General features: G+C 65.2%; 26 protein-coding genes and 1 tRNA gene. 17 read left to right on the top strand and 10 right to left on the bottom strand.

The genetic code is table 11. The features are described from left to right. The first annotated feature begins 40 nt into the window (after window positions 1-40). Window positions 41-376 (top strand): DUF190 domain-containing protein, encoded by a 336-nt coding sequence (locus DOM67_RS01740; RefSeq protein WP_110673947.1) that lies wholly within the window; start codon window positions 41-43, stop codon window positions 374-376. A gap of 115 nt (window positions 377-491) precedes the next feature. Here DOM67_RS01740 and DOM67_RS01745 read toward each other — a convergent pair whose 3' ends face one another. Then, window positions 492-1355, bottom strand: coding sequence for a YicC/YloC family endoribonuclease (locus tag DOM67_RS01745; RefSeq protein ID WP_110673948.1), 864 nt, complete (start codon window positions 1353-1355; stop codon window positions 492-494). A 214-nt stretch (window positions 1356-1569) separates the two neighbouring features. Here DOM67_RS01745 and rph point away from each other — a divergent pair, with 214 nt between their 5' ends. Together rph and poxB are read left to right on the top strand one after the other, a co-directional pair. Then, a complete protein-coding gene (gene rph / locus DOM67_RS01750) occupies window positions 1570-2292 on the top strand; it encodes a ribonuclease PH (RefSeq protein WP_110673949.1) in 723 nt (240 codons plus the stop codon). 159 nt (window positions 2293-2451) lie between these two features. Next, window positions 2452-4185, top strand: a complete 1734-nt coding sequence (gene poxB / locus DOM67_RS01755; protein WP_110673950.1) for a ubiquinone-dependent pyruvate dehydrogenase — start codon at window positions 2452-2454, stop codon at window positions 4183-4185. A 121-nt stretch (window positions 4186-4306) separates the two neighbouring features. Here poxB and DOM67_RS01760 read toward each other — a convergent pair whose 3' ends face one another. After that, a complete protein-coding gene (locus DOM67_RS01760; protein ID WP_035470213.1) occupies window positions 4307-5074 on the bottom strand; it encodes an exodeoxyribonuclease III in 768 nt (255 codons plus the stop codon). 127 nt (window positions 5075-5201) lie between these two features. Between DOM67_RS01760 and pyrE the strand changes: the two genes are divergently transcribed. The 3 genes from pyrE to trmL all read left to right on the top strand — a co-directional run bounded on the left by pyrE (window position 5202) and on the right by trmL (window position 7232). After that, on the top strand, window positions 5202-5903 hold the full coding sequence (gene pyrE, locus DOM67_RS01765; protein WP_110673951.1) for an orotate phosphoribosyltransferase: 702 nt from the start codon (window positions 5202-5204) through the stop codon (window positions 5901-5903). Between the two features lie 150 nt (window positions 5904-6053). Next, on the top strand, window positions 6054-6623 hold the full coding sequence (locus DOM67_RS01770; protein WP_110673952.1) for a YfaZ family outer membrane protein: 570 nt from the start codon (window positions 6054-6056) through the stop codon (window positions 6621-6623). Between the two features lie 138 nt (window positions 6624-6761). Then, window positions 6762-7232 (top strand): tRNA (uridine(34)/cytosine(34)/5-carboxymethylaminomethyluridine(34)-2'-O)-methyltransferase TrmL, encoded by a 471-nt coding sequence (trmL, locus tag DOM67_RS01775; RefSeq protein ID WP_110673953.1) that lies wholly within the window; start codon window positions 6762-6764, stop codon window positions 7230-7232. A 21-nt stretch (window positions 7233-7253) separates the two neighbouring features. Here the strand turns inward: trmL and DOM67_RS01780 are convergent, their stop codons facing one another. Then, window positions 7254-7709 carry a GNAT family N-acetyltransferase gene (locus tag DOM67_RS01780; protein ID WP_110673954.1) on the bottom strand — a complete coding sequence of 152 codons (456 nt, stop codon included), beginning with the start codon at window positions 7707-7709 and terminating at the stop codon, window positions 7254-7256. Between the two features lie 78 nt (window positions 7710-7787). Here DOM67_RS01780 and rep point away from each other — a divergent pair, with 78 nt between their 5' ends. The 4 genes from rep (at window position 7788) to DOM67_RS01800 (ending at window position 12932) form a co-directional block, all read left to right on the top strand. Further along, window positions 7788-9851 (top strand): DNA helicase Rep, encoded by a 2064-nt coding sequence (rep, locus tag DOM67_RS01785; protein ID WP_110673955.1) that lies wholly within the window; start codon window positions 7788-7790, stop codon window positions 9849-9851. A 141-nt stretch (window positions 9852-9992) separates the two neighbouring features. Continuing rightward, entirely contained in the window at window positions 9993-10949 is a 957-nt protein-coding gene (locus DOM67_RS01790; RefSeq protein WP_110673956.1) for a tripartite tricarboxylate transporter substrate binding protein, read from the top strand. Next, a complete protein-coding gene (locus DOM67_RS01795) occupies window positions 10946-11401 on the top strand; it encodes a hypothetical protein (protein WP_110673957.1) in 456 nt (151 codons plus the stop codon). The genes DOM67_RS01790 and DOM67_RS01795 overlap by 4 nt, the downstream gene beginning before the upstream one ends. A gap of 19 nt (window positions 11402-11420) precedes the next feature. Then, on the top strand, window positions 11421-12932 hold the full coding sequence (locus tag DOM67_RS01800; RefSeq protein ID WP_110673958.1) for a tripartite tricarboxylate transporter permease: 1512 nt from the start codon (window positions 11421-11423) through the stop codon (window positions 12930-12932). 42 nt (window positions 12933-12974) lie between these two features. Here DOM67_RS01800 and DOM67_RS01805 read toward each other — a convergent pair whose 3' ends face one another. Beyond that, window positions 12975-13832, bottom strand: a complete 858-nt coding sequence (locus tag DOM67_RS01805; RefSeq protein WP_110673959.1) for a LysR substrate-binding domain-containing protein — start codon at window positions 13830-13832, stop codon at window positions 12975-12977. Window positions 13833-13970: 138 nt separating this feature from the next. Here DOM67_RS01805 and DOM67_RS01810 point away from each other — a divergent pair, with 138 nt between their 5' ends. The 3 genes from DOM67_RS01810 to metC all read left to right on the top strand — a co-directional run bounded on the left by DOM67_RS01810 (window position 13971) and on the right by metC (window position 17416). Then, window positions 13971-14573 carry a cysteine dioxygenase family protein gene (locus DOM67_RS01810; protein WP_110673960.1) on the top strand — a complete coding sequence of 201 codons (603 nt, stop codon included), beginning with the start codon at window positions 13971-13973 and terminating at the stop codon, window positions 14571-14573. After that, entirely contained in the window at window positions 14573-16138 is a 1566-nt protein-coding gene (locus tag DOM67_RS01815) for a rhodanese-like domain-containing protein (RefSeq protein ID WP_110673961.1), read from the top strand. Before DOM67_RS01810 ends, DOM67_RS01815 begins: the two co-directional genes overlap by 1 nt. 108 nt (window positions 16139-16246) lie before the next feature. Beyond that, window positions 16247-17416, top strand: a complete 1170-nt coding sequence (gene metC, locus DOM67_RS01820; protein ID WP_110673962.1) for a cystathionine beta-lyase — start codon at window positions 16247-16249, stop codon at window positions 17414-17416. A 162-nt stretch (window positions 17417-17578) separates the two neighbouring features. On the opposite strand, the gene DOM67_RS01825 is transcribed toward metC, so the two are convergent. Further along, window positions 17579-19258, bottom strand: coding sequence for a methyl-accepting chemotaxis protein (locus tag DOM67_RS01825; RefSeq protein ID WP_198651694.1), 1680 nt, complete (start codon window positions 19256-19258; stop codon window positions 17579-17581). A 342-nt stretch (window positions 19259-19600) separates the two neighbouring features. Here DOM67_RS01825 and DOM67_RS01830 point away from each other — a divergent pair. Continuing rightward, a tRNA-Arg gene (locus DOM67_RS01830) sits at window positions 19601-19677 on the top strand. A gap of 89 nt (window positions 19678-19766) precedes the next feature. On the opposite strand, the gene DOM67_RS01835 is transcribed toward DOM67_RS01830, so the two are convergent. Then, the gene (locus DOM67_RS01835) at window positions 19767-20465 is read right to left on the bottom strand and encodes a cation diffusion facilitator family transporter (RefSeq protein WP_110673964.1); all 699 of its coding nucleotides are present in this window, start codon (window positions 20463-20465) and stop codon (window positions 19767-19769) included. A 65-nt stretch (window positions 20466-20530) separates the two neighbouring features. On the opposite strand from DOM67_RS01835, the gene DOM67_RS01840 reads away from it, so the two are divergent. Continuing rightward, entirely contained in the window at window positions 20531-20941 is a 411-nt protein-coding gene (locus DOM67_RS01840) for a helix-turn-helix domain-containing protein (RefSeq protein ID WP_232825103.1), read from the top strand. A 40-nt stretch (window positions 20942-20981) separates the two neighbouring features. On the opposite strand, the gene DOM67_RS01845 is transcribed toward DOM67_RS01840, so the two are convergent. The 3 genes from DOM67_RS01845 to DOM67_RS01855 all read right to left on the bottom strand — a co-directional run bounded on the left by DOM67_RS01845 (window position 20982) and on the right by DOM67_RS01855 (window position 22770). Further along, window positions 20982-21680: an aspartate/glutamate racemase family protein gene (locus tag DOM67_RS01845; RefSeq protein WP_110673966.1), complete on the bottom strand. Its 699-nt coding sequence runs from the start codon at window positions 21678-21680 to the stop codon at window positions 20982-20984. Window positions 21681-21759: 79 nt separating this feature from the next. After that, entirely contained in the window at window positions 21760-22140 is a 381-nt protein-coding gene (locus tag DOM67_RS01850) for a hypothetical protein (RefSeq protein ID WP_110673967.1), read from the bottom strand. Between the two features lie 231 nt (window positions 22141-22371). Beyond that, entirely contained in the window at window positions 22372-22770 is a 399-nt protein-coding gene (locus tag DOM67_RS01855; protein ID WP_110673968.1) for a helix-turn-helix transcriptional regulator, read from the bottom strand. Between the two features lie 162 nt (window positions 22771-22932). Between DOM67_RS01855 and DOM67_RS19945 the strand changes: the two genes are divergently transcribed. Then, window positions 22933-23277: a hypothetical protein gene (locus DOM67_RS19945; RefSeq protein ID WP_198651695.1), complete on the top strand. Its 345-nt coding sequence runs from the start codon at window positions 22933-22935 to the stop codon at window positions 23275-23277. A gap of 564 nt (window positions 23278-23841) precedes the next feature. Here the strand turns inward: DOM67_RS19945 and DOM67_RS01865 are convergent. Continuing rightward, complete coding sequence (locus DOM67_RS01865) at window positions 23842-24204, bottom strand: hypothetical protein (RefSeq protein WP_110673969.1); 363 nt, start codon at window positions 24202-24204, stop codon at window positions 23842-23844. A gap of 301 nt (window positions 24205-24505) precedes the next feature. On the opposite strand from DOM67_RS01865, the gene DOM67_RS01870 reads away from it, so the two are divergent. Next, window positions 24506-25195, top strand: coding sequence for a S1-like domain-containing RNA-binding protein (locus tag DOM67_RS01870; protein WP_110673970.1), 690 nt, complete (start codon window positions 24506-24508; stop codon window positions 25193-25195).

Consider the following 25195-nt stretch of genomic DNA (forward strand, 5'->3'; position numbering starts at 1 on the left):
GGACGGTCTGCGACAGGCCGCCCGGCTGGGAGGTGAAGATATGCAACGTCTGAAAAGCGGTTACGAAGTCACGTTCATTGTGCCGGAATCACGCCGTCACGAGGGCAAGCGTGTCGTGGATCTGGTGACGGACACGGCAGAAGCGCACGGTATCACCCGGATGACCTGGCGTCGCGATGTCGAGGGCGTGGGAGAAGATGGCCGGATGCACGCCGCCCATTTCTTCGAGCTGGCGGATCAGCCGGTCGAGCTCATCTACGCCCTGGGAGAGGAAGCGGCTGAGCGCTTCATCGACGCCATCGAAGCCACCGGCGCCCCGGTATTTTGCCTCTGCCGCCCCGTCCATTTCGGTCAACTGAACGAACACAACGGCTGAGGCCGGGAGCCCTTCTCGCATGGCTGGCTCGCCGCAGTCGTAGATGTCCGCGCCAGGCTGTGTACGGAAACTGCCTGGCACGTCGACTTTTCGCACAACCCCTAGCGCCTTGGCGCTACTCGATATTCTGAATCTGCTCGCGCATCTGTTCGATCAGCACCTTCAGTTCCACCGCGCAGCGAGTCGTCTCGGCGACCACGGCCTTGGAGGAGAGGGTGTTGGCTTCGCGGTTGAGTTCCTGCATCAGGAAGTCAAGCCGCCGGCCGATGGGCCCCTTCTGTCTGAGCTGACGCTCGACCTCGCCGACATGGGTCTCCAGGCGGTCTAGCTCTTCGGCGACATCGGCCTTCTGGGCCACCAGGACCATCTCCGCTTCCAGCCGCTGCGGGTCGAGCTCGGCGCGGGCGCTCTCCAGACGTTCGAGCAGCAGGGCGCGCTGGCGTTCGAGCATCGTGGGCAAGTGCGCGCGCACGCTGGCGATCTGTTCGCGTACGCCGTCCAGGCGCTCGCGGATCAGCGCCGCCAGACGCTCGCCCTCGCGGGCACGCCCGCTCTCCAGATCCGTCAGTGCGGTCTCGAACAGCGCCAGGGCGGTGGCCTTGACCGCGTCCAGATCGAGGCGCTGGCTCGCCATCACACCGGGGTGGGCGAGCAGCTCGAGCGCATTGGGCATCGGCGCTTCCGGCAGCGTCTGGCGTACCTGGCCGAGGGCCTGGGCCAGCGCTGCCAACTGGGCATCATTGATCTCCGGGGTGGCGCCGCCCTCCGCCGGTTCGAAGCGTAGCGTGCACTCCACCTTGCCCCGCGAAAGCCGCTGGCGCAGGGCGTCGCGGTAGGCCGGTTCGAGGTCGCGCAGCGCGTCGGCGAGCCGGAAGTGCGGCTCCAGATAGCGCTGGTTCACCGAGCGCAGTTCGAGCTGCAGGCTGCCCCACTCGGCATCATGGGTCTGGCGGGAGAAAGCGGTCATGCTATGGGGCATGGGAAGTCCTTGAGCGCATGGGGCATCTGGGTCTTGCGTCGCGTCTAGTGCGCAGACAGTCTCTGGCTTGGACAGCGTCACGCTCGGCGTGAGATCGCGTGGGGGTCGAGTGTAGCGCATCGCCACCGCGGGAGAAGGGCGGGCCGGCGGGGAATTCGTCGCACACTCGGGTAGAATGTGGCGTCTCAATTCATAGGTTTTCGATGAGGCTTTCATGCGCCCGAGTGGACGACGCCCCGACCAGCCCCGCGAGGTCACGCTGACCCGCGGTTTCACCCGCCACGCCGAGGGCTCGGTGCTGGTGAGCTTCGGTGACACCCAGGTGCTCTGCAACGCCAGCGTCGAGGCCGGCGTGCCGCGCTGGCTGCGCGGCAAGAACCAGGGCTGGGTCACCGCCGAGTACGGCATGCTGCCCCGCGCCACCCATACCCGCGGCGGGCGTGAGGCGGCGCGCGGCAAGCAGGGTGGCCGCACGCTGGAGATCCAGCGCCTGATCGGCCGCAGCCTGCGCGCGGCGGTGGATCTGAAGAAGCTGGGTGAATTCACCATCACCGTGGACTGCGACGTACTCCAGGCCGACGGCGGCACGCGTACCGCCTCGATCACCGGTGCCTGCGTGGCGCTGGTCGAGGCGCTGCAGCACATGCAGCGCAAGAAGCTGATCAAGTCTGACCCCTTTCGCCAGCTGGTCAGCTCGATCTCGGTCGGGGTCTACAAGAACACCCCGGTGCTCGATCTGGACTACCCCGAGGACAGCGCCGCCGACACCGACATGAACGTGGTGATGACCGAGGATGGCAAGCTGATCGAGGTGCAGGGCACCGCTGAGGCCGAGGCATTCTCGCGTGCCGAACTCAATGCCATGCTCGATCTTGCCGAGGGCGGCTGCCAGACCCTGTTCGACAAGCAGCGCGAGGTGCTCGGCGTCCGTCGCTGAACGCGCCACGGCGCGCCGCTCTCACTCGGTCCGCACTCGGCCCGACTCGCGTGGCGGACGGGATGGACTAGACTAAAGTCTAGTCTTCAGCCCAAGCCATCAGTCACCGGGCCGAGCCTGGCGCTGTGCCGGCGCGGCCACCATCATCAGGAGAGCAACGTGGCCGAATTCACCATCGCGGATCTGATCATCGAGACACTCGCCCGTGCCGGCGTACGTCATATCTGGGGCCTGCCGGGGGACTCCCTCAACGGCCTCACCGAGAGCCTGCGCCGTCAGGAGCAGATTCGCTGGCGCGGCGTGCGCCACGAAGAGGTGGCGGCGCTGGCGGCCAGCGCCGAGGCCGATGCCACCCAGGCGCTGAGCGTCTGCGCCGGCTCCTGCGGCCCGGGTAATCTGCACCTGATCAACGGCCTCTACGAGGCCCAGCGCGCCGGCGTGCCGATGCTGGCGATCGCGGCGCAGATTCCCTCCAGCGAGATCGGCCTGGGCTATTTCCAGGAGACCCACCCCGAGAACCTGTTCCGCGAGTGCAGCGACTACTGCGCGCTGGTCTCTTCACCCGATCAGATGCCGCAGGTACTCGAGACCGCCATGAACACGGCGCTGACCCAGCGCCGGGTGGCGGTGATCGTGGTGCCGGGGGATGTCGCGCTCCAGCCGGCGCCGGTCAAGCAGGCGAGCTGGAACGCCCCGGTACGCGCCGTGGCGGTGCCGCCGCCAGAGGCGCTGGATGCGCTGGCCGAGCACCTCGCCGGCCACTCGCGCATCGCGATTCTCGGCGGCTATGGTTGCCACGGCCATCACGCCCAGGTGGTGGCGCTGGCCGAGCGGCTCAACGCCCCGGTGATCCACGCCCTGCGCGGCAAGCAGTCGCTGGAGTACGACAACCCCTACGATGTCGGCATGACCGGGCTGATCGGCTTCAGCTCCGGCTATCACGCGCTCAAGGAGTGCGACTTCCTGCTGATGCTGGGGACCAACTTCCCCTATCGCGACTTCTTCCCCGAGCACGGCAATATCGTCCAGATCGACGAGCGGGGTACGCATCTCGGGCGCCGCTGCTCGCTGCTCCAGGGGCTGGTGGGGGATATCGGCGCCACGCTGGACGCACTGTTGCCGCGGCTGGCCGAACAGCCCGATCGCAGTTTCCTCGAGGAGACCCAGGCGCACTACCACAAGGCGCGCCAGGGGCTCGACGAGCTGGCCACGCCGCGCGCCGAGGGCGAGCCGCTGCATCCGCAGTATCTGACCGCACGGGTCAGCGAGCTTGCCGCCGCGGACACGGTGTTCACCTGCGACGTGGGCACGCCGACGGTGTGGGCGGCGCGCTATCTGGCGATGAACGGGCAGCGGCGCCTGACCGGCTCGTTCATGCACGGCTCGATGGCGACCGCGACGCCGCAGGCGATGGGGTGGCAGGCGGCCTTTCCCGATCGTCAGGTGGTGGCGCTGGCCGGCGATGGCGGCATCAGCATGTTGATGGGCGATCTGATCACCCTGGTCGAGCAGCAGCTACCGGTGAAGATCGTGGTCTACAACAACCAGACCCTGGGTTTCGTGGCGATGGAGATGAAGGCCGCTGGGTTCGTCGACGAGGTGACCGATCTATCGCCGGCGAACTTCGCCGAGGTTGCCGAGTCGCTGGGCCTGTTCAGCCAGCGGGTTGACTCTTCCGAGGCGCTCGATGCGGCGCTGACGGCGGCGTTCGAACATCCAGGCCCGGCGCTGGTCGACGTGCGCACGGCCAAGCAGGAGCTGTCGATCCCGCCGCGTATCCAGGCCGAGCAGGCCAAGGGCTTCAGCCTCTATACCCTGCGCGCGATCATGAGTGGCCGGGGTGATGAGGTGATCGATCTGGTCAAGACCAACTGGCCCTGGCAACGCGGCTAGTCGTCGCCACGGCTGGCAGCGGCGGTCACGCCGCCCGCTGTCGTACCCAACGCAAGACGCCCCGCATCAGCGGGGCGTCTAGTTTCCGAGATCGGGCCCGGCCAGGTGTGGCCGGTTCGCCTCAGAGTTCGAGATCATACTCCACGATCAGCGGAGCGAACTCGCTGAAGGTGGCATCGGTATCGATCCAGGCGTCCTTCACGTGGCGGCGGAAGTTGGGGCCGACCACCTGATAGTCGAGACGCCAGCCCTCCTGACGAGCCCGCGGCACTTCCTGATCCAGCTTGGGCCACCAGGTGTACTGGTTGGCGTCGCGATTGACCTCGCGGAAGGTGTCGATGAACCCGGTGGGGCCGAAGACCTGATCCATCCACGCCCGCTCTTCGGGCTTGAAGCCGGGGGTCGTCTGGTTGTCGGTCCAGTTGGCCAGGTCGAGCGTCTTGTGCGCGATGTGCCAGGTGCCGCAGATGATGTATTCGCGCCGCTTGCGCGCCATCTTGTTCAGGTACTCGAGGTACTGGGTCATGAACGTCTGCTTGGCGGCCGGGTCCTGGCCGTCCGGCATCAGGAAAGTGGCGATGCTGAAGCGGTCGTAGTCCGCCTGCAGAAAGCGCCCTTCGTGATCGCACTGCTCGAAGCCCAGGCCATACATGATCGCCTTGGGGATCTTGCGACAATAGAGCCCGACGCCGGAGAAGCCGTCCTGCTCGGCGTCCAGGAAGTATCCTTCGTAACCCTCCGGATAGAGGATGCTGTCGTCCAGCTCGAAGCTCTTGGCTTTCAGGTTCTGCACGCAGACGACATCGGCATCCTGCTCGGCCAGCCAATCGAGAAAGCCTCGTTCGACGGCGTCACGGATCCCGTTGACATTGATGCTGGCGATTTTCATACCGTGTTCCTTCTTCGTCGCGCGTGTATGATACCCGAGCTTGCGAGATTTAGGTAAAAGCGAAGCGCCTTAAATGGGGGCGCAAGCGACACAAGACAACGGCCGGGACTGACACAGGGGGGCTCGAGTGAGCGCGGAGATCCAACCATATCAACGAGAGTTCATCGAATTTGCCATCGCCGAAGGGGCGCTGCGGTTCGGTGAGTTCACGCTCAAATCCGGTCGGGTCAGTCCCTATTTCTTCAATGCCGGCCTGTTCCGTTCCGGCCGCGCCCTGGCCAGGCTGGGGCGTTTCTACGCCAGCGCAATCGCCGACAGCGGGATCGAGACAGATGTACTGTTTGGTCCAGCTTACAAGGGTATCTCGCTGGCGGCGAGCGCAGCCATTGCCCTGGCCGACCATCACGACCGCGATATTCCCTTTGCTTTCAACCGTAAGGAAGCCAAGGACCATGGCGAGGGCGGCAACATCGTCGGCGCCGAACTGCGCGGCCGGGTGCTGATCGTCGACGATGTCATCACCGCCGGCACCGCCATCCGCGAAGTCATGCAGCTGATCGAGGCCGCCGGTGCGCGTGCCGCCGGCGTGGTGATCGCGCTGGACCGCCAGGAGCGCGGCCAGGATGGCGACGGCCTCAAGCCGCACAGCGCCATCCAGGAGGTCGAGGCGGCCTACGCCATGCCGGTGATCAGTATCGTCAATCTCGACCAGATGCTCGCCTATCTCGAAGCGCGCGAACCCGGCGCGGGCGAGCGGGATGACTTCGCCCACCACGCCGAGGCGATTCGCGCCTACCGCGACCGCTACGGCGTGACCCAAACGCGCTGAGTCCGGCGAGGCGGCCGCTCCCCCGGCGGCTCGGGTCGGGCACCGGGGAATTACAATCGGTTTAAAAACACCGTTTGATAATTTGCCGGATTATGTCACGCTTAAGCCGCAAGGCCAACGCGTTTCGGCGCGACTTTCTGGAGACGTGACATGATCAAGCGCAGCCATTTCAAACCTTTGGGCTTCGCCCTCGCCACCGCCACCTTCGTTTTCGCCAGTCAGCAGGCGATGGCGCTGAGCGTATCCGCCAACGGCGGCAAGGACTCCTTCGGGGTCGAAGCCAGCCAGACCATTCTGCCCAGCCTGCGTGCCGGGGTGGGCTATCTCAATACCGACGACAGCGGCCATAACGCCAAGGCGTACTCCGGCTCGCTGATGTTCTCGCCGTGGCTGCCGGGGATCGATCTCTCGGTCGGCGGGCGCTATCAGTACCAGGACACCCACTACGGCAATGGTGGCGGCCTGGGTCTGGGTGGTTCGGCCTTCGTCGACACCCCGATTCCGCTCACCTCGGTGGGCGCCTACGGCTTCTACACGCCGAAGGGGCTGGCCCACGGCGATATCGACAAGAGCTACGAGTACGGCGCCCAGGCGCGGGTGAACATCATCTCGCACACCTACGTCTACGGTGGTTACCGCTACCTGCGCACCGACTTCGACAACGACAACGGGCACACGCTGGACAGCGGGCCGGTGCTGGGCGTCAGCGTCGGCTTCTGATGCCGCGTATCTGCCATCAGCTCGGCGATACCCAGCCTGTTTAACCGGTCACGGTAACTGGCCCTGCCATCGGCGCCCCATGTGGGCGCCGATGGCGTATCATGCGCTGATGCCCGTCATCACCGCGAGGCTGTCGCCATGCTCGATATCGTGCTGTTCGAACCCGAGATTCCGCCCAATACCGGCAACATCATCCGGCTCTGTGCCAATACCGGCTTTCGGCTGCACCTGATCGAGCCGATGGCCTTCGAGCTGGAGGACAAGCGGCTGCGTCGCGCCGGCCTCGACTATCACGAGTGGGCGCGGGTCCAGGTTCATGCCAACTGGGCGGCGTTTCTCGAAACCGTCGGCCCGGAGCGGGTCTTCGCGGTCTCGACCCGCGGCCGCCACGGCTACAACCATATCCACTATCGCGAGGGCGATGCGCTGGTCTTCGGTCCCGAGACCCGCGGCCTGCCCCAGGAGATGCTGGATGCCCTGCCGCCGGCGCAGCGTCTGCGCATTCCCATGCTGGCCGACAGCCGCAGCCTGAACCTCTCCAACGCCTGCGCCATCATCGTCTTCGAGGCGTGGCGCCAGCTCGACTTCGCCGGGGCGGTGGATGTGTGAGCGCGGCCTGGGGCATCGGGTTTACAGCCGCCGGGTCATGAACACGCTGTAGGGGTCTTCGACGTAATCGCCGAAGGGCCCGCAGGTCTCGAAGCCGAATGCCGCATAGAGCCTGTGCGCCGGGTCGAAGTGCGCCGCCGAGCCGGTCTCCAGACTCAGGCGCTCGAACCCCGCCGCCCGCGCTTCGTCGATCAGATGGGTGAGTAGCGCGCGAGCCACGCCGCGGCGTAGGTGCTGCGCGTCGGTGCGCATCGACTTGAGTTCGGCGTGTGTCGCGTCGAGGCGCTTGAAGGCCCCGCAGCCGAGCAGTTCCCCTGCCTCCCACACGCTATAGAAGAATATGTCCGGGTGGCGCAGGGCCGAGAGATCCAGCGCATGCCGGCTCTCCGGCGGGGAGTGGGGGGCGAAGTCCGCCAGGTGGGCTTCGAGTAGCGCGGCGATCTCCGGCCCGCTCAGGTCGTCTCTTTTGATCTGCATGGGGTGTATCATTCCCTGTCTATCGTTCTCATGTCAGCGTTCTGATCTCACCGTTCCTACCTCTGCGATTCTGCCCCCATGTCCGATATCCGCCAACGCCTTGCCAAGCTCAACCCGCGCCAGCAGGAAGCGGTGCGCTATATCGATGGTCCCTGTCTGGTCCTGGCCGGGGCCGGCTCGGGCAAGACTAGCGTGATCACCACCAAGATCGCTTATCTGGTCCAGGAGTGCGGGATGAGTGCGCGCAAGATCGCCGCGGTCACCTTCACCAACAAGGCGGCGCGCGAGATGAAGGAGCGCGTGGGGCAGATGCTCAAGGGGCGTGAGGGCCACGGGCTGACCGTCTCCACCTTCCACAACCTGGGGCTCAACATCATCCGCCGCGAGCTCAAGGCGCTGGGCTTCCGCCCGGGCTTCTCGCTGTTCGACCCGGAAGATGCCAAGGCGCTGCTGCGCGACCTGATGCAGAAGGAGGCCGACACCGACGCCGAGCAGATCGGCGCGGTGCAGAGCCAGATCTCCCAGTGGAAGAACGACCTGGTGCTGCCGGGGCACGCGATCTCCCACGCCGCGGACGAGGACGAGCAGTACGCCGCGCGCATCTACGAGGCCTACAACCGCCATCTCAAGGCCTATAACGCGGTCGACTTCGACGACCTGATCATGCTGCCGGTGGTGCTGCTGTCGAGCGACCCCGAAGCCCTGGCGCGCTGGCGCAAGCGTATCCACTACATGCTGGTGGACGAGTACCAGGACACCAACGTCAGCCAGTACCAGCTGGTGAAGATGCTGATGGACGAACGCGCCACCTTCACCGTGGTCGGCGACGACGACCAGTCGATCTATGCCTGGCGCGGCGCACGCCCGGAGAACCTGGTCACCCTGGGCGAGGATTTCCCACGCCTGAACGTGATCAAGCTGGAGCAGAACTACCGCTCCACCGCGACCATCCTGCGCGCCGCCAATACTCTGATCGCCAACAACCCCCACGTCTATGACAAGACCCTGTGGTCGGACATGGGCCAGGGCGATGCGATCCGCGTGATCGTCAACCGTCACGAGGAGGCTGAGGCCGAGCGCGTGGCCGGCGAGATCCTCACCCGGCGGATCAAGGAGCGTGCCGAATGGCGCGACTTCGCCGTGCTCTACCGTGGCAACTTCCAGGCTCGGCTGCTGGAGCTCAAGCTGCAGCACCACCAGATTCCCTACAAGCTCTCCGGTGGCACCTCGTTCTTCTCGCGCAACGAGATCAAGGACGCCATGGCCTATCTGCGCCTGCTGATCAATCCGGATGACGACAACGCCTTCCTGCGCATCGTCAACGTGCCGCGCCGGGAGATCGGCCCCGGCACGCTGGAGAAGCTCGCCAACTATGTCATTGAACGTCAGGCGAGCGAACGCCAGCGCTCGATGTTCGCCGCCTGTGGTGAGCTGGGGCTGGAGCAGGTGCTGCCGACCCGTGCGGTAGAGCGTCTCGGCCGCTTTGCGCATTTCATCGACGGTGTGCGCAAGCGCATGGACCAGGGCGACGCCATCGCCGCGATCCGCGAGATGATCCGCGACATGGATTACGAAGCCTGGCTTTACCAGAATGCCAGCGCGCCGACCATCGCCGAGCGCCGCATGGCCAACGTCTGGACGCTGATCGACCAGCTCGAGAAGTCGATGCACCGCGACGACGACGAGGGCGAGGCCAGCGAGGAGACCGACGACGTGCAGGCGGCGATCTCGCGCCTGGTGCTGCGCGACATCCTCGAGCAGCAGGCCGAGGAGGATGACTCCGACCGCGTGCAACTGCTCACCATGCATGCCTCCAAGGGGCTCGAGTTTCCCCATGTCTATCTGATGGGCCTGGAGGAGGAGCTGCTGCCGCACCGCAACGCGATCGAGGCCGGCACCATCGAAGAGGAGCGCCGCCTGGCCTATGTCGGCATCACCCGCGCCCGGCGCACGCTGACGCTGACCCTGGCGCGCCAGCGCAAGGCTTACGGTGAACTGCTCGACTGCACCCCGAGCCGCTTCCTCGACGAACTGCCGGCGGACGATCTGGAGTGGGAAGGACGCGCCGACAAGGAGAACCCGGAGCGCAAGCAGGAGCGTGGCCAGAGCGCCATCGCCGGGCTGAGGTCGCTGCTGGGGTAGAGGAAATGGCTGCCGGGAGGCCGATAGGGGCTGTCAAAGTTAAAGGATGCTTATAAATTAATCGGATTTGTTTAATTGATGGCGTAACTGTTCGGCGATAGCGTGAGGGGGTCCCATACATAACACAACCAAGGACCTCCCATGATTCGCCTCCGCTCGTCGTTTTCCGTCGCCCTGGTCATGCTGGCCTCCGCCTCACTGGCTCAGGCGGCTGACTATCCCAACAAGAACATCGATTACGTCGTGCCTTTCGCCTCCGGCGGAGCGGTGGATATCACCGGTCGCATGATCGCCGAAGCGGCGCCGGAAGCCTTCGACGGCAAGAAATTCATCGTCAAGAACATGCCGGGTGGCGGGGCGGTCGTCGGTCAGACCTACGTGAGCTCCGCGCCGGCCGATGGCTATACGCTGCTGGCGATGACCTCGTCGGTGATCAACAACTCGCTGATGAAAGACGTCAGCTACGACCTCGACAGCTTCACGCCGCTGGCGCTCTACAACCTCGATCCGGAGGTCATCGTCACCTCGGCCAAGGGTGACCTTCCCGATCTCGAGGCGTTCCTGGCGGCGGCTTCCCATGGCAGCGTCAGCATCGCCACCCCCGGCAACTCCACCTCCCACCATATCGCCGCCCTCGCGCTGGCCCAGCAGCAGGGGCTCGATTTCCGCTATGTCCACAATGCCAGCGCTGCCATGCAGCTGCAGCAGCTCATGGGTGGCCACGTGCAGGCGGGCTTCATGTCGCTGGGCGAGGCGGTGGGGCCGGCCAAGGATGGCAACATCCGTATTCTGGCGGTGATGGACCAGGCCCGCAGTGATCTGGCACCGGACGTGCCGACCTATCAGGAAGTGACCGGCGACGACGTGCAGTGGGGCACCTTCCGTGGCATCGGCGCACCGGCCGGCCTGCCCGACGAAGTCGAAGCCGAGCTCGCTTCGCGTCTGCAGAAGGTGCTGACCTCTCCCGAGTTCATCGAGCGGATGGCCGCAGCCGGCTACAAGGTCGATTACCGTGACGACGCTGCCTTCCGTCAGTATCTCGACAAGACCGCCACCCAGATGGAGCAGGTGATTCCGCTGCTGGAAAGCCAGTCGTGAGTCGTCATCTGGGAATCTCGGCGCCGGCGCGGGGCTTCGACCTCGCGCTGGCGCTCCTCTGTGGCGGTCTGGCGGTCGCTGTACTGATCGTCAGCCGAGGCTACCCCGAGTCGGCGGCGGCACTGCCCGAGATCATCGGTTATCTGCTGCTGGCCTGCGCCGTCGCGCTGGGGTGCTTCCCCGGCAAGCGTGCCGACTTCGAGGCGGTGCGTGGCGCCAGGCTGGTGATGACCCTGGTCCTGGTGATCGCGGCGGTCGCGCTGATCGAGTGGGTCGGCGCGGATATCGGCCTGTGGGTCCTGTTCGTCGGCTGTGCCTGGATCATGGGCTATCCGCTGGGCGGACGCCTGCTGGTCATGGCGCTGGCCCTGGTGGCGCTGATCGGCGCGGTGTTCGGCGGCCTGCTGGGCGTCGCCCTGCCGGGCCCGATCTTCGGCCCGCTGTTCGCCTGACCCCTCCGAGGAGCATTCGATGGATTACTCTGCGTTGTGGGCCGCGGGGCTGCATGCGTTCAGCCTGTGGCCGCTGTTGAGTCTGTGTGCGGGCGTGGCGCTGGGGCTGGTGGTCGGCTCCATTCCCGGGCTCAACGACACCATCACCCTGGCGGTACTGGTGCCGGTGACCTTCGCCATGCCGCCGGACATCGCCTTCCCCCTGCTGGTGGGGGTCTACTGCTCGGCCTGCTTCGGCGGCTCGTTCCCGGCCATTCTGCTCAAGATCCCCGGCACCGCCTCCTCGGTGCTCACCGCCATCGATGGTCATGCCATGGTCAAGCAGGGCAAGGCCGGCATGGCACTGGGGATCGCCACCTACAGCTCGACCTTCGCCGGTACGTTGTCGGCGCTGGTGCTGGTGTTCTTCGCCCCGCTGCTGGCTCAGTACGCGCTCAAGTTCGGCCCTGCGGAGTACTTCTCGCTGAGTGTGCTGGGGCTATCGACGGTGGTCGGCATGGGCGCCGGCAATGCCATGAAGAGCGCCTTTGCGTGTCTACTCGGGCTGCTGGTGGCGATGATCGGGATGAGTCCCGAGGCGGGCTTCCCGCGGTTCACCTTCGGCAGCTTCTGGCTCTTCGAAGGGCTGCCGCTGACGCCGATCCTGATCGGCCTGTTCGGGCTGAGCGTGGTGTTCGAGATGCTCTCCACCCGCGCCGAGACGGCGGCGGGCGATCGCATCGACCGCACGCCGATCCGCTTCGGTGACATGCTGCTGTCGGCGTCGATGATCAAGCGGCTGCTCCCGACCTGGCTGAGCGCTTCCGCGCTGGGCAATCTGATCGGTATTCTGCCGGGAGCCGGCATGCTGGTCGCGATCTACCTGGCCTACGAGCGGGTGAGACGGCGCTTCGGCGAGCGCTGCGGCCAGGGCCTGCCGGAGGGCGTGGCCGCCCCGGAAGCCGCCAACAACTCGGTGGTCGCCAGCTCGATGGTGCCGCTGCTGTCGCTGGGCATACCGGGCAACTCCACCTCGGCGCTGTTCCTGGGGGCGCTCTTGATCCAGGGGCTGCGTCCCGGGCCCGGGCTATTCGAGGCCAGCCCCGACGTCGCCTATCTGATCGTGATCTGCTTCGTGATCGCCAACCTGATGATGTTCCCGCTGGGGCTGCTCCTGGCCCGGCTGGTGCCGAATCTGATTCGGGCCATCCCCCAGCCGCTGCTGGCGGCATCGATCGCCTGTCTATGCCTCACGGGGGCCTACGCCATCGGCAACAGCGTATTCGGGGTTGTGGTAGCGGTCTGTTTCGGCGGCATCGGCTTCGTGTTCAATCGCCTGCAGGTGCCGCTGTCGCCATTCATCCTGGCGCTGGTGCTGGCGCCGGTGATCGAGCGCGCATTCTTCCAGAGCATGGCGCTGTCGAACGGTTCGTTCACCTACTTCGTCACGCAGCCGCTGAGCGCCGGCATGCTGCTGTTCACGCTGCTGTTTCTGCTCTGGCCGCTGGGGCGACGCTACTTCCGTCGGCGGCAACAGGCGCTGGCTTCGTGAGGCACTGTCTTTGTGAGGCACCGTCTTTGTGAGACGCCGGAGTCACGCCCGCCCGCCGATCTGACTGGCGATCAACTGATAGAGCTTGGTGGCCGCCTCGCTCGGATTGTCGTCGCGCAGGTAGAGGTAGAAGTTCATGTCCGGCAGCGGCGGCAGGCCCTGACGCTCGCCCAGTACGCGAAACTCCGGCGTGACCATCTCGACGCTGCGGGCGGTAATACCGAGCCCCGCGCGTACCCCGGCCTTGATGCCGGCCAGGTTGGGGGCGACGTAGCTCTCCTTGTAGGCGCAGCCGGCGCGCTGGAGCGCCTCCAGCGCGACGCGGCGGAAAATGCTCGGCTCGTCGGCCAGCACCAGCGGCAGCGGTGCGCCCTCGTCGAGCTGGTAGTCGCTGGCGGCGAGCCACACCACCGGTGAGCTGCGCAGAAGCAGATGCTCGCGGTCTTCGGCCTGACGTGTGGAGATGGTCAGGTCCAGTTCGCCGGCGAACAGCATGTCCATCAGATCGGGGCTGCGGCCGACATGGATCGCCATCGACAGGCGCGGATTGGCACGCGCAAAGCGCTGCAGGATGCCGGGGAGTACGGTATCGGCGATATCGGCAGGCGCCCCGATGCGCACCGGACCGCTCAACTCCTGATCGTGCAGCGTCGACCAGAGTTCGTCGTGCAGGGCCAGCAGCCGCCGGGCGTATTCGGCCAGACGGATACCCGCCGGCGTCAGCTGCTTCTGGCGCCCCTGCTTGAAGAACAGCGACACCTGCAGCTCCTCCTCCAGACGTCGCATCTGCTGGCTGATCGCCGGCTGCGACTTGTGCACCTTGAGCGCGGCCCGGGCGAAGCTCGACTCGTCGCAGATCGCCACGAAGGTGCGCAGCAGAGAGAGATCCAGATGCCGCATATTGTTAAGACCTCGTTATGTTTGTGGCCTGAAAGCTTAATATATCGGAGAACTTTAATGCAGTAGTTTGGGGTTCTCCTACCGGGACGCGCCGCCTGCGACGCGCTCATCGTTTGTCATTACCGAGGAAACCGTGCCATGGCTCCCACTGCTGAAATTCGTCAACAGACCGTCGAATCCACGCTGCATCACGTGCGTGACATCATCGAACGCCAGGGCGTCAACCGTGATGCGCTGGCGGAGGTGCTGAAGGCCCTCGAGGGGCTGGCCGCCCAGCGCGAACTCTGGAACGAGGCGGAGTTCCCGCCGCCGGGGGCCGACGAACGCCAGGCGCGCTATCTGATCGATCAGACCCCCGAGCAGACTTTTGCCCTGTATCTCAACGTGATGCGCCCGGGTAAGCGGATTCCGCCCCACGATCACACGACCTGGGCCTGCATTGCCGGGGTCGAGGGGGAGGAGCTGAACACGCTCTATCGGCGGCTCGACGACGGCAGTGTCGAAGGCAGGGCCGAAATCGAGGTGGATCGTGAGGTGCGCATCGGTGCCGGTAGCGGCGTGGCCCTGATGCCCAACGATATCCACTCGGTGCTCATCGAGGGCGAGCAGCCGATTCGCCACCTGCACCTCTATGGTCGCGCGCTGGAAACGCTCACCGAACGTACCACCTTCGATGTCGAGGCCGGCACCCGTCGGCTGATGGACATCGGCGTGCAGACGCGCTCGACGGGAGCGCGTTGATGTCGACGATTTCCCCTGCCGCACTCAAGGCACGACTCGGCACGGCGGGTGCGGAGCTGGCGTTTCTGGACGTGCGCGAGTTCGGCGAGTACGGCATGTCGCATCCGTTTCACGTCGTCAATCTGCCGCTCAGCCGGCTGGAGGCGGGTATCACCCGGTTGGTGCCCAGGCTGGCGGCGCCGATCGTGGTGATGGATCGCGCCGACGAAGGTCGAGCCCGCCATGCGCAGCAGCGCCTGAGCGCCTTGGGGTATCGCGATGTGGCCGTGCTGGCGGGGGGCATCGAGGGCTGGACCGAGGCCGGATTCGGCTGCTTCGCCGGGGTCAATGTGGTCAGCAAGACGTTCGGCGAACTGGCCCATGAGCGCTTCCACACGCCCGTCATCGATGCCGAGACGCTGGCCGCGAAGCAGGCGCGGCACGAGCCGCTGCACATCTTCGATGGTCGCCCGCTGACCGAGTACCACAAGATGAACATCCCCGGCAGCGTGTGCTGCCCCAATGGCGAGCTGGCCCGGCGGCTGCCGGCGCTGCTCGATGGCGATCGCGAGACGCCGGTGGTGATCAACTGCGCCGGCCGCACGCGCAGTATCGTCGGCGCCCAGACGCTGCGCTGGCTGGGGGTCGACAATCCGGTCTACGCCCTGGAGAACGGGACCCAGGGCTGGCGGCTGGCGGGGCTCGAACTCGAGTACGGCAGCCAACGCCGCTACCCGGCGCGGGCGCCGGTCGATGAGCGCTGGGCGCAGGCCGCGCAGACCACGGCAACGGCGCACGGGGCGCGGGCGATCGACACCGCTTGCCTCAATGACTGGCTCGCCGACGAGACCCGCACCACCTATCTGTTCGATGTGCGTACCGCCGAGGAGTACCACGACGACGGCCATCCCGAGGCGGTTCACGCGCCGGGTGGGCAGCTGATCCAGGCCACCGATCACTGGGTCGGTGTCTACCGGGCGCGGATCGTGTTGCTCGATGACGATGCCTGCCGTGCCCCCATGGTGGCGGCATGGCTGGCGCTGATGGGGCACGAGGTGGCGTGGCTGGAGGGCGGTCGCCGCGGCTGGGGCGAGATCGCGGTGGCGGAGGGGCGCGGGGTGGCGGAAGTGACCCCCGACGTGCCGACGCTCGAGGTGGCAGCGGCCCTCGATAGCGCCCAACTGCTCGATCTGCAGCCCGGCATGGCCTATCGCCAGGCGCATCTTCGCGGTGCCCGCTGGGTCAATCGTGCGCTGCTGGAGACCCAGCTCGCCGATCTCGACCCCGGTGCACACACCGTGCTGGTAGGTGATGCCGGCGCCGTGGCCTGCTTGCTGCCGGACCTGAAGATGCGCGGGTTTCACCGCGTGAAGTGGCTGCCGCTGGCGCTCGACACCTGGCGTAGCCAGGGTATCGACCTGGTCTCGACCCCGGAGAGCCCTGCCGATGCCGAGTGTATCGACTACCTGTTCTTCGTCCACGACCGTCACGACGGCAATCTGGAAGCGTCACGTCGCTATCTGGCGTGGGAGACCGGCTTGCTGGCACAGCTCGACGCTGAAGAGCGCGCCACCTTCGCGATCTGATCCTCCCGGGCGCTCGCCGAGGGGCGATTCGGCGAGCGCGGACAGCCAACAACGACACTTGTCTAACGCCGCCGGCCCGAGCCTCGGAGTGCCGGCAGGGAGCCATGCATGCAGCTGGAAACCGATCTGCTTCATATCGGCCGGCCCCAATCGGGGCCGGCCTCCGTCAATCCCCCGGTGGTGCGTACCAGCACCGTCACCTTCGACTCGCTCGCCCAGATGCGCGACACCAAGCGTCGTCGCGAACAGGGCGAGCGTCCGTTCAGCTACGGCCGGCGCGGCACCCCGACCACCTACGCGCTGGAGGATGCCGTCTCGCGCCTCGAGGGCGCCGAACAGACGCTGCTGACGCCCTCCGGTGTGGCCGCGATCAACCTGGTGCTGATGACCCTGGCCCGGCCCGGCGCTCAGATCATCGTCGCCGATAGCGTCTACCAGCCGCTGCGACGCATCGTCGATGGGTGGTTGCGGCCCTGGGGCGTACGCGTCGACTACTTCGACGGCAGCGTCGCGCATCTGCAGTCGCTCCTGACCGACGACACCTGTCTCGTCTACACCGAGGTACCGGGCTCGCTGGTCTACGAAATGCAGGACCTGCCCGCCCTGGCCGCGCTGACGAGCGCCCGAGAGATACCGCTGGTGGTGGACAACACCTGGGCCAGCGGTGTGCTGATGCAGCCGCTGTCGCTGGGGGCCACGGTGTCGCTGATGGCGGGCACCAAATACGTGGTCGGCCACTCCGACGTGATGATGGGCAGCGTCAGCGCAAATGGCGAGACCGGCCGGCGGCTGCGTGAGATGGCGGTCACGCTGGGTCAGTCACTGAGCAGCGACGACGCCTATCTGGCGCTACGCGGTCTTCGCACGCTGGCTTGCCGCATGGACGCCCACGGCCGCCATGCCGAGGCGCTCGGCGGCTGGCTCTGCGAGCAGCCGCGGGTCGCCCGGGTACACCAGCCGTGCCGCCCCGAGCACCCGGGGCATGCCTGGTGGCAGCGCGATTTTCGGGGCAGCAATGGCCTGCTCACCCTCGAGTTCGAGCGCGAGGTGAGTGACGCTCAGGTGGATACCCTGGTGGATAGCCTCCACCTGTTTGGCATCGGCTCATCCTGGGGGGGCTACGAAAGCCTGGCGTTGCCATGCAATGTGGCCGCTGCGCGCAGCCTCTCTACCGACTGGTCTAGCCGCGGGCCCTGCCTGCGGCTGCATGTCGGTCTGGAAGCCGTCGAAGATCTGCAGGCTGATCTGGCCCAGGCCTGGCAGGCCGTTCTGCGCTGAGCCATGGCCGGGCCGTGAGTCGCCTCCGCCAACCGCATCCACAGGAAAGCCGGCCTCGCACGAAAAAAAGCCTGGCGGATACGCCAGGCCTTCAAAGGTTACGATCGAACGGTGGAACCATGGGTTACCGCCGGCTCGCGTCGAGCCGGCGGTCTGGCGGCCTCAGAAGGTCGTCCACTCCTCTTCCTGCTGCTTGGCGGTAGCCTTGGGTTGGCTGGGCTTGGCGTTCGCCAGCCGAGCCTGGGGCGCGTTCACCGACGGCTGCGGGCGGCGCTTGGCCGACGCGGCGTGGTCTTCTTTCACCTTGAAGAAAGCCATCTCTTCGGACAGCGACCGGGCATGTGCCAGCAGCTGACGGCTGGAGGTGCTCGATTGATCGACCAGCCCGGCGTTCTGCTGTGTCGCGGTGTCCATCTGCGATACCGCCTGGTTGACCTGATCGATACCCTGGGACTGCTCGCGGCTGGCCACGGCGATCTCGCCCATCAGGTCGTTGACCCGCTTGACCCCCTCGACGATCTCGTTGAGCGCGTTGCCGGCGTCATCCACCAGGCGTGTGCCCGAGCCGACCTTCTCTACGCTCTCCTTCACCAGCTCCTTGATCTCCTTGGCGGCATCGGCACTGCGCCCGGCCAGGGTGCGAACTTCGCCGGCGACGACCGCGAAGCCACGACCCTGCTCGCCGGCACGTGCCGCTTCCACCGAGGCGTTGAGCGCCAGCAGGTTGGTCTGGAAGGCGATGTTGTCGATCAGTCCGACGATACTGGAGATGCGCTGGCTCGAATCGTTGATCTCCGCCATGGCCTGCATCGCCTGCTTGGCCACCACGCCGCCCTGCTGGGCACGCAGGCTGACTTCGTCGACCAGTGTATCGGCCTGGGAGGAGTTGTCGGCGTTGTGGCGCACGGTAGCGGTGATCTCATCCATCGATGCGGCAGTCTGCTCGAGACTCGCGGCCTGCTCCTGGGTACGACGGTTGAGGTCGTCGGTGCCCTGGGCAATCTCGTCGGCCGCCTGCTGCACGGATTCAGCGTTATGGCGTACGGCGGTGACGACCTGGGTCAGACGTTCCTGCATCGAGGTGAGATCGCGCAGCATGTCGCCGAACTCATCCTGGCAGGTAACATTGATATGGGTATCCAGACGCCCTTCGGCGAGTGCCGTGGCCAGTTCCCGCGCCTTGCTCAGCGGGGTCATGACACCGCGCACCAGCCACAGCGTGAGCAAGACGGCCAGCAGCGTGGCCAGCACGATGCTGCCGATGATCAGCATGCGCAGGTCGCTGAAGCTCTTCTCAGCCGAGGCGAAGCCGGTGTCGGCCTGGGAGATATTGGCCTGGATCGCCTGCTGCAGACTCTCCAGCGTGTCATCATAGCTCTGCTTCACGGGGCCATTCATGGCCGCCGTGGCGCTGGCGAGGTTGCCGGCGTTGAGGTCGCTCATGATGCCATTGAGTTGAGACTCCAGGGTGGCGAGGCGCTCGGGAAACGCCTTGGCGGCTGCCGCTTCGGCACCATTCTTGACGCTGTTCTTGTCATAGCGGGCCCAGTTTTCCTTGACGCTCTGGCGGTTCTCGTCGATCTCCTGTCTGATCTCGGTCAGATCGGCGTCCTGGCCCGAGGTCAGCGCTTCGCCGATCAGCCCCCGGTTGAGCAGAATACCCGCACGGACCTGGGCCAGTGTGGTGATGGGCAGCAGGTTGTTGGTGTAAGTCCGTTCGACGTGATCACGCTCCTGGCTGGCGCCGTAGAGCCCGATCAGGCCGGTGGCGATCAGCATGGCGATACACAGGCCTAGACTCGTGCCGAGCCTGAGTTTGACGCTGCGCTTGAGGAATGACATGGCTTGGGTGTCCTTGGATAGTGGTTCCGCTGCCTGCACGCCTGGCTGGGCGGATGGTGGCACCGGTTTGACGGCGCTCTTCTTCATTCTTTGCTTGCGTGTCCAGTAGCTATATCGGCAGAAAACGCGTCTAAGTTCAATTAGTGTTTTCTATTGTAACAATATTTTAGATTTGCGTAGCCTTGGGCCCGCTGAGCTTAGCCCATCATGACGACAGCGCCAGCCCGAGGCTGGACACCCTGCAGGCGAGCAGGTAGGATGGCCGCGCCGCAAACGGGCGAATCACCGTTCGCAGAACGGCCAAGCGCTTGTTGAACCACCGCTTGTGACAACCTGCACTACGCGCCCTTAGCTCAGCTGGATAGAGCGTTGCCCTCCGGAGGCAAAGGTCAAAGGTTCGAATCCTTTAGGGCGCGCCATATTGTTACAAAGACCGCCACCCGTGCTCACGCCGGGTGGCGGTTTTCGTTTGTGGGGGCGGCTTGTTCCTGCCGTGACGCCAGTCGTCTCAATCACCGCAACAGGATTTCGCGCCGCAGCAGCTACTGGCTTCGGCGTTGCCGGCAGGCCGAGGTGTCTCTTCGCGGGCTGCCCCAGCCTCCCGCCACGCGGCTAGCGCCTCGTGTCCGATCCGCCAGGCCGAGTGTAGAAACAGCGCGGCGATGGCCAGCCCCACGATCACATCGGGCCAGAGCGTGCCGGTGACACTGACCGCGACCGCTGCCAGCACCACGCTGCTATTGGCGATGAGATCGTTGCGCGAGCAGAGCCAGGTCGAGCGCATATTGAGATCCGCCGAACGGTAGCGCAGCAGCATGAGGAAGCAGGCCGTGTTGGCCGCCAGTGCCAGCGCCCCGATGGCACCCATGGCGCCGACGTCGGGCACGCTACCGGTGATGCTCTTGTGGATGGCCTCGGCGATGACCGCCAGGCCAAAGACAAACATGAACAGGCTCTTGATCAGCGCCGCGCCGGCTCGCGTCTTCTCGCTGCGGTTGAGCGCGTAAAGGGTCAGCACGTAGACGGTGGCATCCCCGAACATGTCGAGTGAATCCGCCAGCAGGGCGGTCGAGCCGACCAGCCAACCCGCCACGAACTCGATCACGAACATCGCGCCGTTGATGCCGAGTACCCCGTACAGCACCCTGGCCTGTGCGCCACGTAACCGTGCCAGCTCGCCAGCCTTGCTCTCGCAGCAGGAGTCCATGCCGATACCTCCTCGAATGACCGGCTGCTAGCATGAAGGTTCTAGTGGCTATAGGGTCAAGCGTCATGGAGTCGCGACTCACGATCGGTCAGCTCGCCAAATCGACAGAGACCAAGGCGGTGACCATCCGCTATTACGAGCGGGCGGGGCTGATGTCGCCGGCCACCCGGACGGCGGGCGGTTATCGCCTGTATACGGCGCGCGAGCGGGATCGCCTGATCTTCATCAAGCACGCTCGTCAGTTGGGGTTGAGTCTGGAGGATGTCAAAGCGCTGCTGGGGCTCGCCGACGACGACGAGGCCCCGTGCGATCGGGTCGATGAGATCATTCATGTACAGCTGGCGCGGGTCAGGGAGAGATTGAAGCACCTTCGCCAGCTGGAGCAGGAACTCGACCGGCTCGAGCGTTGCTGTCACGGCGACAAGATCGCCGATTGCCAGATCATCGAGTCGCTCTCGCGGGCCCACGGCCCCTGACCGCCTGCCTTGGCAGGCGGGCGTTCTCAACGGTCGTCTTTCAGCGGCCGTCGAGCGCGAAGGCGAGCCCCATCTCCACATGCAGTGCGGTGGTGTCGTAGAGCGGCAGTGCGCTGTCCTGCGGGCTCAGCAGCAGGGCGATTTCGGTACAGCCTAGGATGATCGCGCGGGCGCCGCGGGCGTGCAGGTTGGCGACGATGTCGCGATAGTGCTCGCGGGACGCCTCGCTGATCACGCCCTGAACCAGCTCTTCGAAGATGATGCGGTGGACCGCCTCGCGCTCGTCCTCTTCGGGGATCAGGCAGTGAATGCCGTAGCGCTCGGTGAGGCGTTCACGATAGAAGGGCTGCTCCATGGTGAAGCGTGTGCCCAGCAGCCCTACCTGGTCGATGCCGTCTGCCGCCAGGCGTTCGCCGGTGGCATCGGCAATATGCAGCAGCGGAATGCCCAGCGCCGAGTCGATGGCCGGGGCGACCTTGTGCATGGTGTTGGTGGCCAGCAGCAGGCACTCGGCACCGGCGGCTTCCACCTGGCCTGCCGCCTTCGCGAGCTGTTGGCCGGCCTCGTCCCATTGGCCACTGCGCTGTAGGGCTTCGATCTCGGCAAAGTCGACGCTCACCAGCGCGATCCTGGCCGAGTGGTGCCCGCCCAGGCGCTGACGCACGCCTTCATTGAGCAGGCGATAGTAGCTCTGGGTCGATTCCCAGCTCATGCCACCGAGTACACCGATCGTCTTCATGGGTTCCTCCCTGTTGGCCAGCCACTACATCATCGATGATCGCTCGATGCCAGTGTCGCCAGGAAGCGAGAGCCGGGGCCTAGGCGGGGTTCGAGAGCAGGGGGGAACGGTGACTGCCGGGCCAGGGTTGGCGGCGGGCGATGATGAGCTCACGCACGCGATCTGCGATCCACGCCTTGGCGTGACGCGCCAGCGCGAAGCGGTGGTCGATGACGACGATGGCGTGGTGCTGGCTCGGCACGTAGAGCGCCGGCTGATAGCTATCGATGTTCGGGGCGTGCTGAATGTGCGCGCAGTAGACGGTATCGATATCGGGAATGCCGGCCTGACAGATATGGCTATCGTAGATCGTGGCGATCTGCCGGCCGGTATAGCGAAAGCGCTGCGGCGGCATCGGTACTTCGAACCGCAGCCAGTCATCATCGAGCACCAGCGTGTCTTTGTAGCGAAAACGGTTCATGGCGTCCTCGTGATCAACATCCGAGCCAGACTGCGCGGTGGCGGGTCGTAGACAATTACCAATAATGTACTTATAGTACATAATAAAAGGACTGTAAGTTCAATCTCTTTTATCGGCGTTGTCGCCAAAGCCGCTCTGCTTGAAAGCCGTGCTGCTAGAAAGCCGCGTTGTCGGAAAGCGGAGCTGTCGAGGAAGGGTTACGATAGGGATAGAGCCATAAAGTGGCGTGGCTCAGGCGTCGGCGTCGTCATGCTGGCCCGCGGGGGGATGACTGGTCCGCCGCAAGCGCTGTACCAGTTGCTCCAGCAGCAGTAGGTCAGACTCTTCCAGTTCGCCGGCGAGCACGGCCTCTTCGATGAGCGACAGCGTGTGCTCGACGCTCGCTAACGGCCGGGCCGGCGATGGCTCCGCGACCTCCAGGGCCTCTCGCGGGGGGCGCGCATAGTTCGCTTCGGCCTCTGCGTCATCGCGCAGCATGCGGCCCTGGCCGTAGTCCAGCCAGGCTTCGCGTACTCCCAGCCAGCGCGCCAGCGCGATCTTCTTGTCATGGCTGGGGCGCGCTTCACCGTGGATCCATTTGCTTGCCGCCTTGGGCGTGACGCGCACGGCTCGGGCTAGGCGAGCGCCCATCCCATGGCCGTCCTTTCCTGCGTGACGGAGTGCTTCGAGCAGACGAGCGCTGAAATCGTCTCGATGACCAGTGTGAACCATAGGTTCAATAGTCTCACTGCTTGAATGTACTTTCAGTGCCTGATATGTGTGTACCCAAAGTACACGCTCAGCGAGGGTGCCATGAGTGCCATTCGATTTGCGGTGGAGCGGGTGGGCGGGGTGTCACGCTGCGCGCGAATTTGCCGGGTCTCTCCCTCGGCGGTGTGCAAATGGCTGCGCCGCGACTGCCTGCCGCGCACGGAGTACACCGGTGAGACGCACCACGCGCAGCGCATGGCCATGGCCAGCGAAGGGGCGTTCAGCGCCGTGTGGCTGCTGGCGAATGCCAAGCCTGTCGCGTTACCCCACCGAGCGCTGGAGCCGAAGGAGAGCGGGGCAAATGCGGCAGAGAGACGGCAGGAGAAAGGGGCACAAAAAAGCCCAGCCGAAGCCAGGCAGTATTCAGACCATGAGCGCTCATCATAGCGACCTGCCGGGGGCAGTTAAAATACAAATACCTAATGAGTGCAGGTGTTTTTTAAGAGTCGTTGTATCGTGCCATCGAGCCGGTGTTTACCGAAGAGCGATATCGGGCCCTTTACGATGACAGATAACGAACCCGAGGCCATGAATCCCTGGCGCGATTTGGCAGAAGAGTAGTCAAAACCATAGGGTTTATAAGAAAAATCAGTGAGCGGAGTTGATTTTCGTAAAAAGTCTGGACAAGAGAGTATGACCTTGCCTGGATCACACTCGAGGGATCTCTGGCGAGTGCCCCAATGGTGGGCACCGCGATCCGGGATTCTGCCGCGGATGTCAGCGCCAAGAGAGCTTGGTTGACGACAGTGGCTGCGGGACTCTTGCATTCGATGGGAGCCATGAAATGCAAACAGGTTTGCCGTATCGCAAACGGACGCATGGCGATCAGCCTTAGGCACGCTTTGCTGGCGGTAAATTCGCCATGTGCTCAGGGATTCATCGCACCATGAACGCAAAACCGCCGGCACTGGGCCGGCGGTTTTGGCGATGATAAGCCGTCTGGCGTATCGATTACAGCGTGGAGAAGCTCACGCTGCCGTTGTCCTGGCCAGTCTGATTGGCGTTGGCCAGGCCTTGAGCGGCTGCGGCGCTGTGGCCCTGGGCGATCAGGCTGCTGCCGCCGGCCGGGATCTGGGTCGAGAGCTGGGTCTTTTCGGCGACGTTGTGCAGCGATTGATCGGCTGCGGCGCTGTGGCCACCGCTGACGGTATCGACGCTGTAGGCGGTCGGCAGTGCCTGGTATTGAGCGGTCTGCTGCGTGTTGAGCTGCTCGCTCTGCTGCTCGAAGATGTGCTCGTTGATGAAGCTGTTGGCCTGAGCGGCGGTCGGCAGTGCAACGGCAAGTGCGACGGCTGCGAGAATACGTGCTTTCATGGTGTTACCTCCAATCATATCGTTGTGTGATCCGCCATCCGTGGCGGTCACCCTTTCGGGTCGTCGCTGGGCGACGTCGAAAGCGGCTCCTGGCCGTTTTCGGGGGGCGTCTCCTTGCCCCCGACCGTTGACGACAGTATGGAGAGGGTTACGTTAGTCTGCTAATCAAGTCTGACGAATTCGATTATCGATGCGATTGATACGAAAGTGGTATCTCGCCATGTCCCGGCCTTGCACCGGTGCGTCGGCACGCTAGGATGGGCCGCGATCGCCCGCCCATGCACCCTTCAGGAATCTGCCCATGTCTTCACGCCCCCCTGCTGCTGGCCCGAGCGCCGAGCCCCACGCCAACGTGGGCGAGGTCGCCTATCTCCGCGTGTCGCGGGTCACGGATATCGGTGCCTTCCTGAACTGGGGCCGGCCCAAGGAGCTGCTGCTGCCGTTCGGCGAGCAGCGCTTTCGTCCCGACGAAGGCAAGCGCGTGCTGGTGATGATCTATGTCGACGATCGCATGCGGCCGGTGGCGAGCATGAAGCTCGACCGCTTTCTGCAGGATGAGGCCGAGGGGCTGGCGGCGGGCGATGCGGTGCAGCTGATCATCGCCGATCTCACCGACCTGGGCGCCAAGGCGGTGGTCAATCACCGCTTCTGGGGCCTGCTCTACCACGATGACATGAGCCGCCCGCTGCGCCGGGGCGATAGTGTCCAGGGCTATGTGAAGCGGGTGCGCGAGGATGGCCGGCTCGATCTCTCGCTGTTGCCGCCGGGCTCGGCGCGGCTCGACGTGGTGGGCGAGAAGATCCTCGCCGAACTGGCCCGCCACGATGGGTTCCTGGCGCTTGGCGACAAGAGCCCGGCGGAGACGATCAAGGCCCGCCTCGGCGTCAGCAAGAACGCCTTCAAGCAGGCCATCGGCAGGCTCTACAAGCAGCGCCGCATCGTGATCGAGACCGACGGCATCCGCCTGCGCGGGGACGCTGACGCCGACTGA

Source organism: Salinicola sp. RZ23 (assembly GCF_003206675.1).
In the GTDB taxonomy this organism is placed as follows: Bacteria; Pseudomonadota; Gammaproteobacteria; order Pseudomonadales; family Halomonadaceae; genus Salinicola; species Salinicola endophyticus.

Excerpts from the sequence above, each read along its gene's own strand:
- DOM67_RS01800 (WP_110673958.1), top strand. The coding sequence starts at position 11,421 with ATGGATTACTCTGCGTTGTGGGCCGCGGGGCTGCATGCGTTCAGCCTG.
- DOM67_RS01810 (WP_110673960.1), top strand. The coding sequence starts at position 13,971 with ATGGCTCCCACTGCTGAAATTCGTCAACAGACCGTCGAATCCACGCTG.
- DOM67_RS01740 (WP_110673947.1), top strand. The coding sequence starts at position 41 with ATGCAACGTCTGAAAAGCGGTTACGAAGTCACGTTCATTGTGCCGGAA.
- DOM67_RS01850 (WP_110673967.1), bottom strand. The coding sequence starts at position 22,140 with ATGAACCGTTTTCGCTACAAAGACACGCTGGTGCTCGATGATGACTGG.
- DOM67_RS01780 (WP_110673954.1), bottom strand. The coding sequence starts at position 7,709 with ATGCAGATCAAAAGAGACGACCTGAGCGGGCCGGAGATCGCCGCGCTA.
- DOM67_RS01825 (WP_198651694.1), bottom strand. The coding sequence starts at position 19,258 with ATGTCATTCCTCAAGCGCAGCGTCAAACTCAGGCTCGGCACGAGTCTA.
- DOM67_RS01835 (WP_110673964.1), bottom strand. The coding sequence starts at position 20,465 with ATGGACTCCTGCTGCGAGAGCAAGGCTGGCGAGCTGGCACGGTTACGT.
- DOM67_RS01760 (WP_035470213.1), bottom strand. The coding sequence starts at position 5,074 with ATGAAAATCGCCAGCATCAATGTCAACGGGATCCGTGACGCCGTCGAA.
- DOM67_RS01805 (WP_110673959.1), bottom strand. The coding sequence starts at position 13,832 with ATGCGGCATCTGGATCTCTCTCTGCTGCGCACCTTCGTGGCGATCTGC.
- DOM67_RS01865 (WP_110673969.1), bottom strand. The coding sequence starts at position 24,204 with ATGAAAGCACGTATTCTCGCAGCCGTCGCACTTGCCGTTGCACTGCCG.
- DOM67_RS01770 (WP_110673952.1), top strand. The coding sequence starts at position 6,054 with ATGATCAAGCGCAGCCATTTCAAACCTTTGGGCTTCGCCCTCGCCACC.
- DOM67_RS01790 (WP_110673956.1), top strand. The coding sequence starts at position 9,993 with ATGATTCGCCTCCGCTCGTCGTTTTCCGTCGCCCTGGTCATGCTGGCC.
- DOM67_RS01855 (WP_110673968.1), bottom strand. The coding sequence starts at position 22,770 with ATGGGCGCTCGCCTAGCCCGAGCCGTGCGCGTCACGCCCAAGGCGGCA.
- rph (WP_110673949.1), top strand. The coding sequence starts at position 1,570 with ATGCGCCCGAGTGGACGACGCCCCGACCAGCCCCGCGAGGTCACGCTG.
- DOM67_RS01745 (WP_110673948.1), bottom strand. The coding sequence starts at position 1,355 with ATGCCCCATAGCATGACCGCTTTCTCCCGCCAGACCCATGATGCCGAG.
- metC (WP_110673962.1), top strand. The coding sequence starts at position 16,247 with ATGCAGCTGGAAACCGATCTGCTTCATATCGGCCGGCCCCAATCGGGG.
- trmL (WP_110673953.1), top strand. The coding sequence starts at position 6,762 with ATGCTCGATATCGTGCTGTTCGAACCCGAGATTCCGCCCAATACCGGC.
- rep (WP_110673955.1), top strand. The coding sequence starts at position 7,788 with ATGTCCGATATCCGCCAACGCCTTGCCAAGCTCAACCCGCGCCAGCAG.
- DOM67_RS01870 (WP_110673970.1), top strand. The coding sequence starts at position 24,506 with ATGTCTTCACGCCCCCCTGCTGCTGGCCCGAGCGCCGAGCCCCACGCC.
- DOM67_RS01845 (WP_110673966.1), bottom strand. The coding sequence starts at position 21,680 with ATGAAGACGATCGGTGTACTCGGTGGCATGAGCTGGGAATCGACCCAG.
- DOM67_RS01815 (WP_110673961.1), top strand. The coding sequence starts at position 14,573 with ATGTCGACGATTTCCCCTGCCGCACTCAAGGCACGACTCGGCACGGCG.
- DOM67_RS01840 (WP_232825103.1), top strand. The coding sequence starts at position 20,531 with ATGGAGTCGCGACTCACGATCGGTCAGCTCGCCAAATCGACAGAGACC.
- DOM67_RS19945 (WP_198651695.1), top strand. The coding sequence starts at position 22,933 with ATGAGTGCCATTCGATTTGCGGTGGAGCGGGTGGGCGGGGTGTCACGC.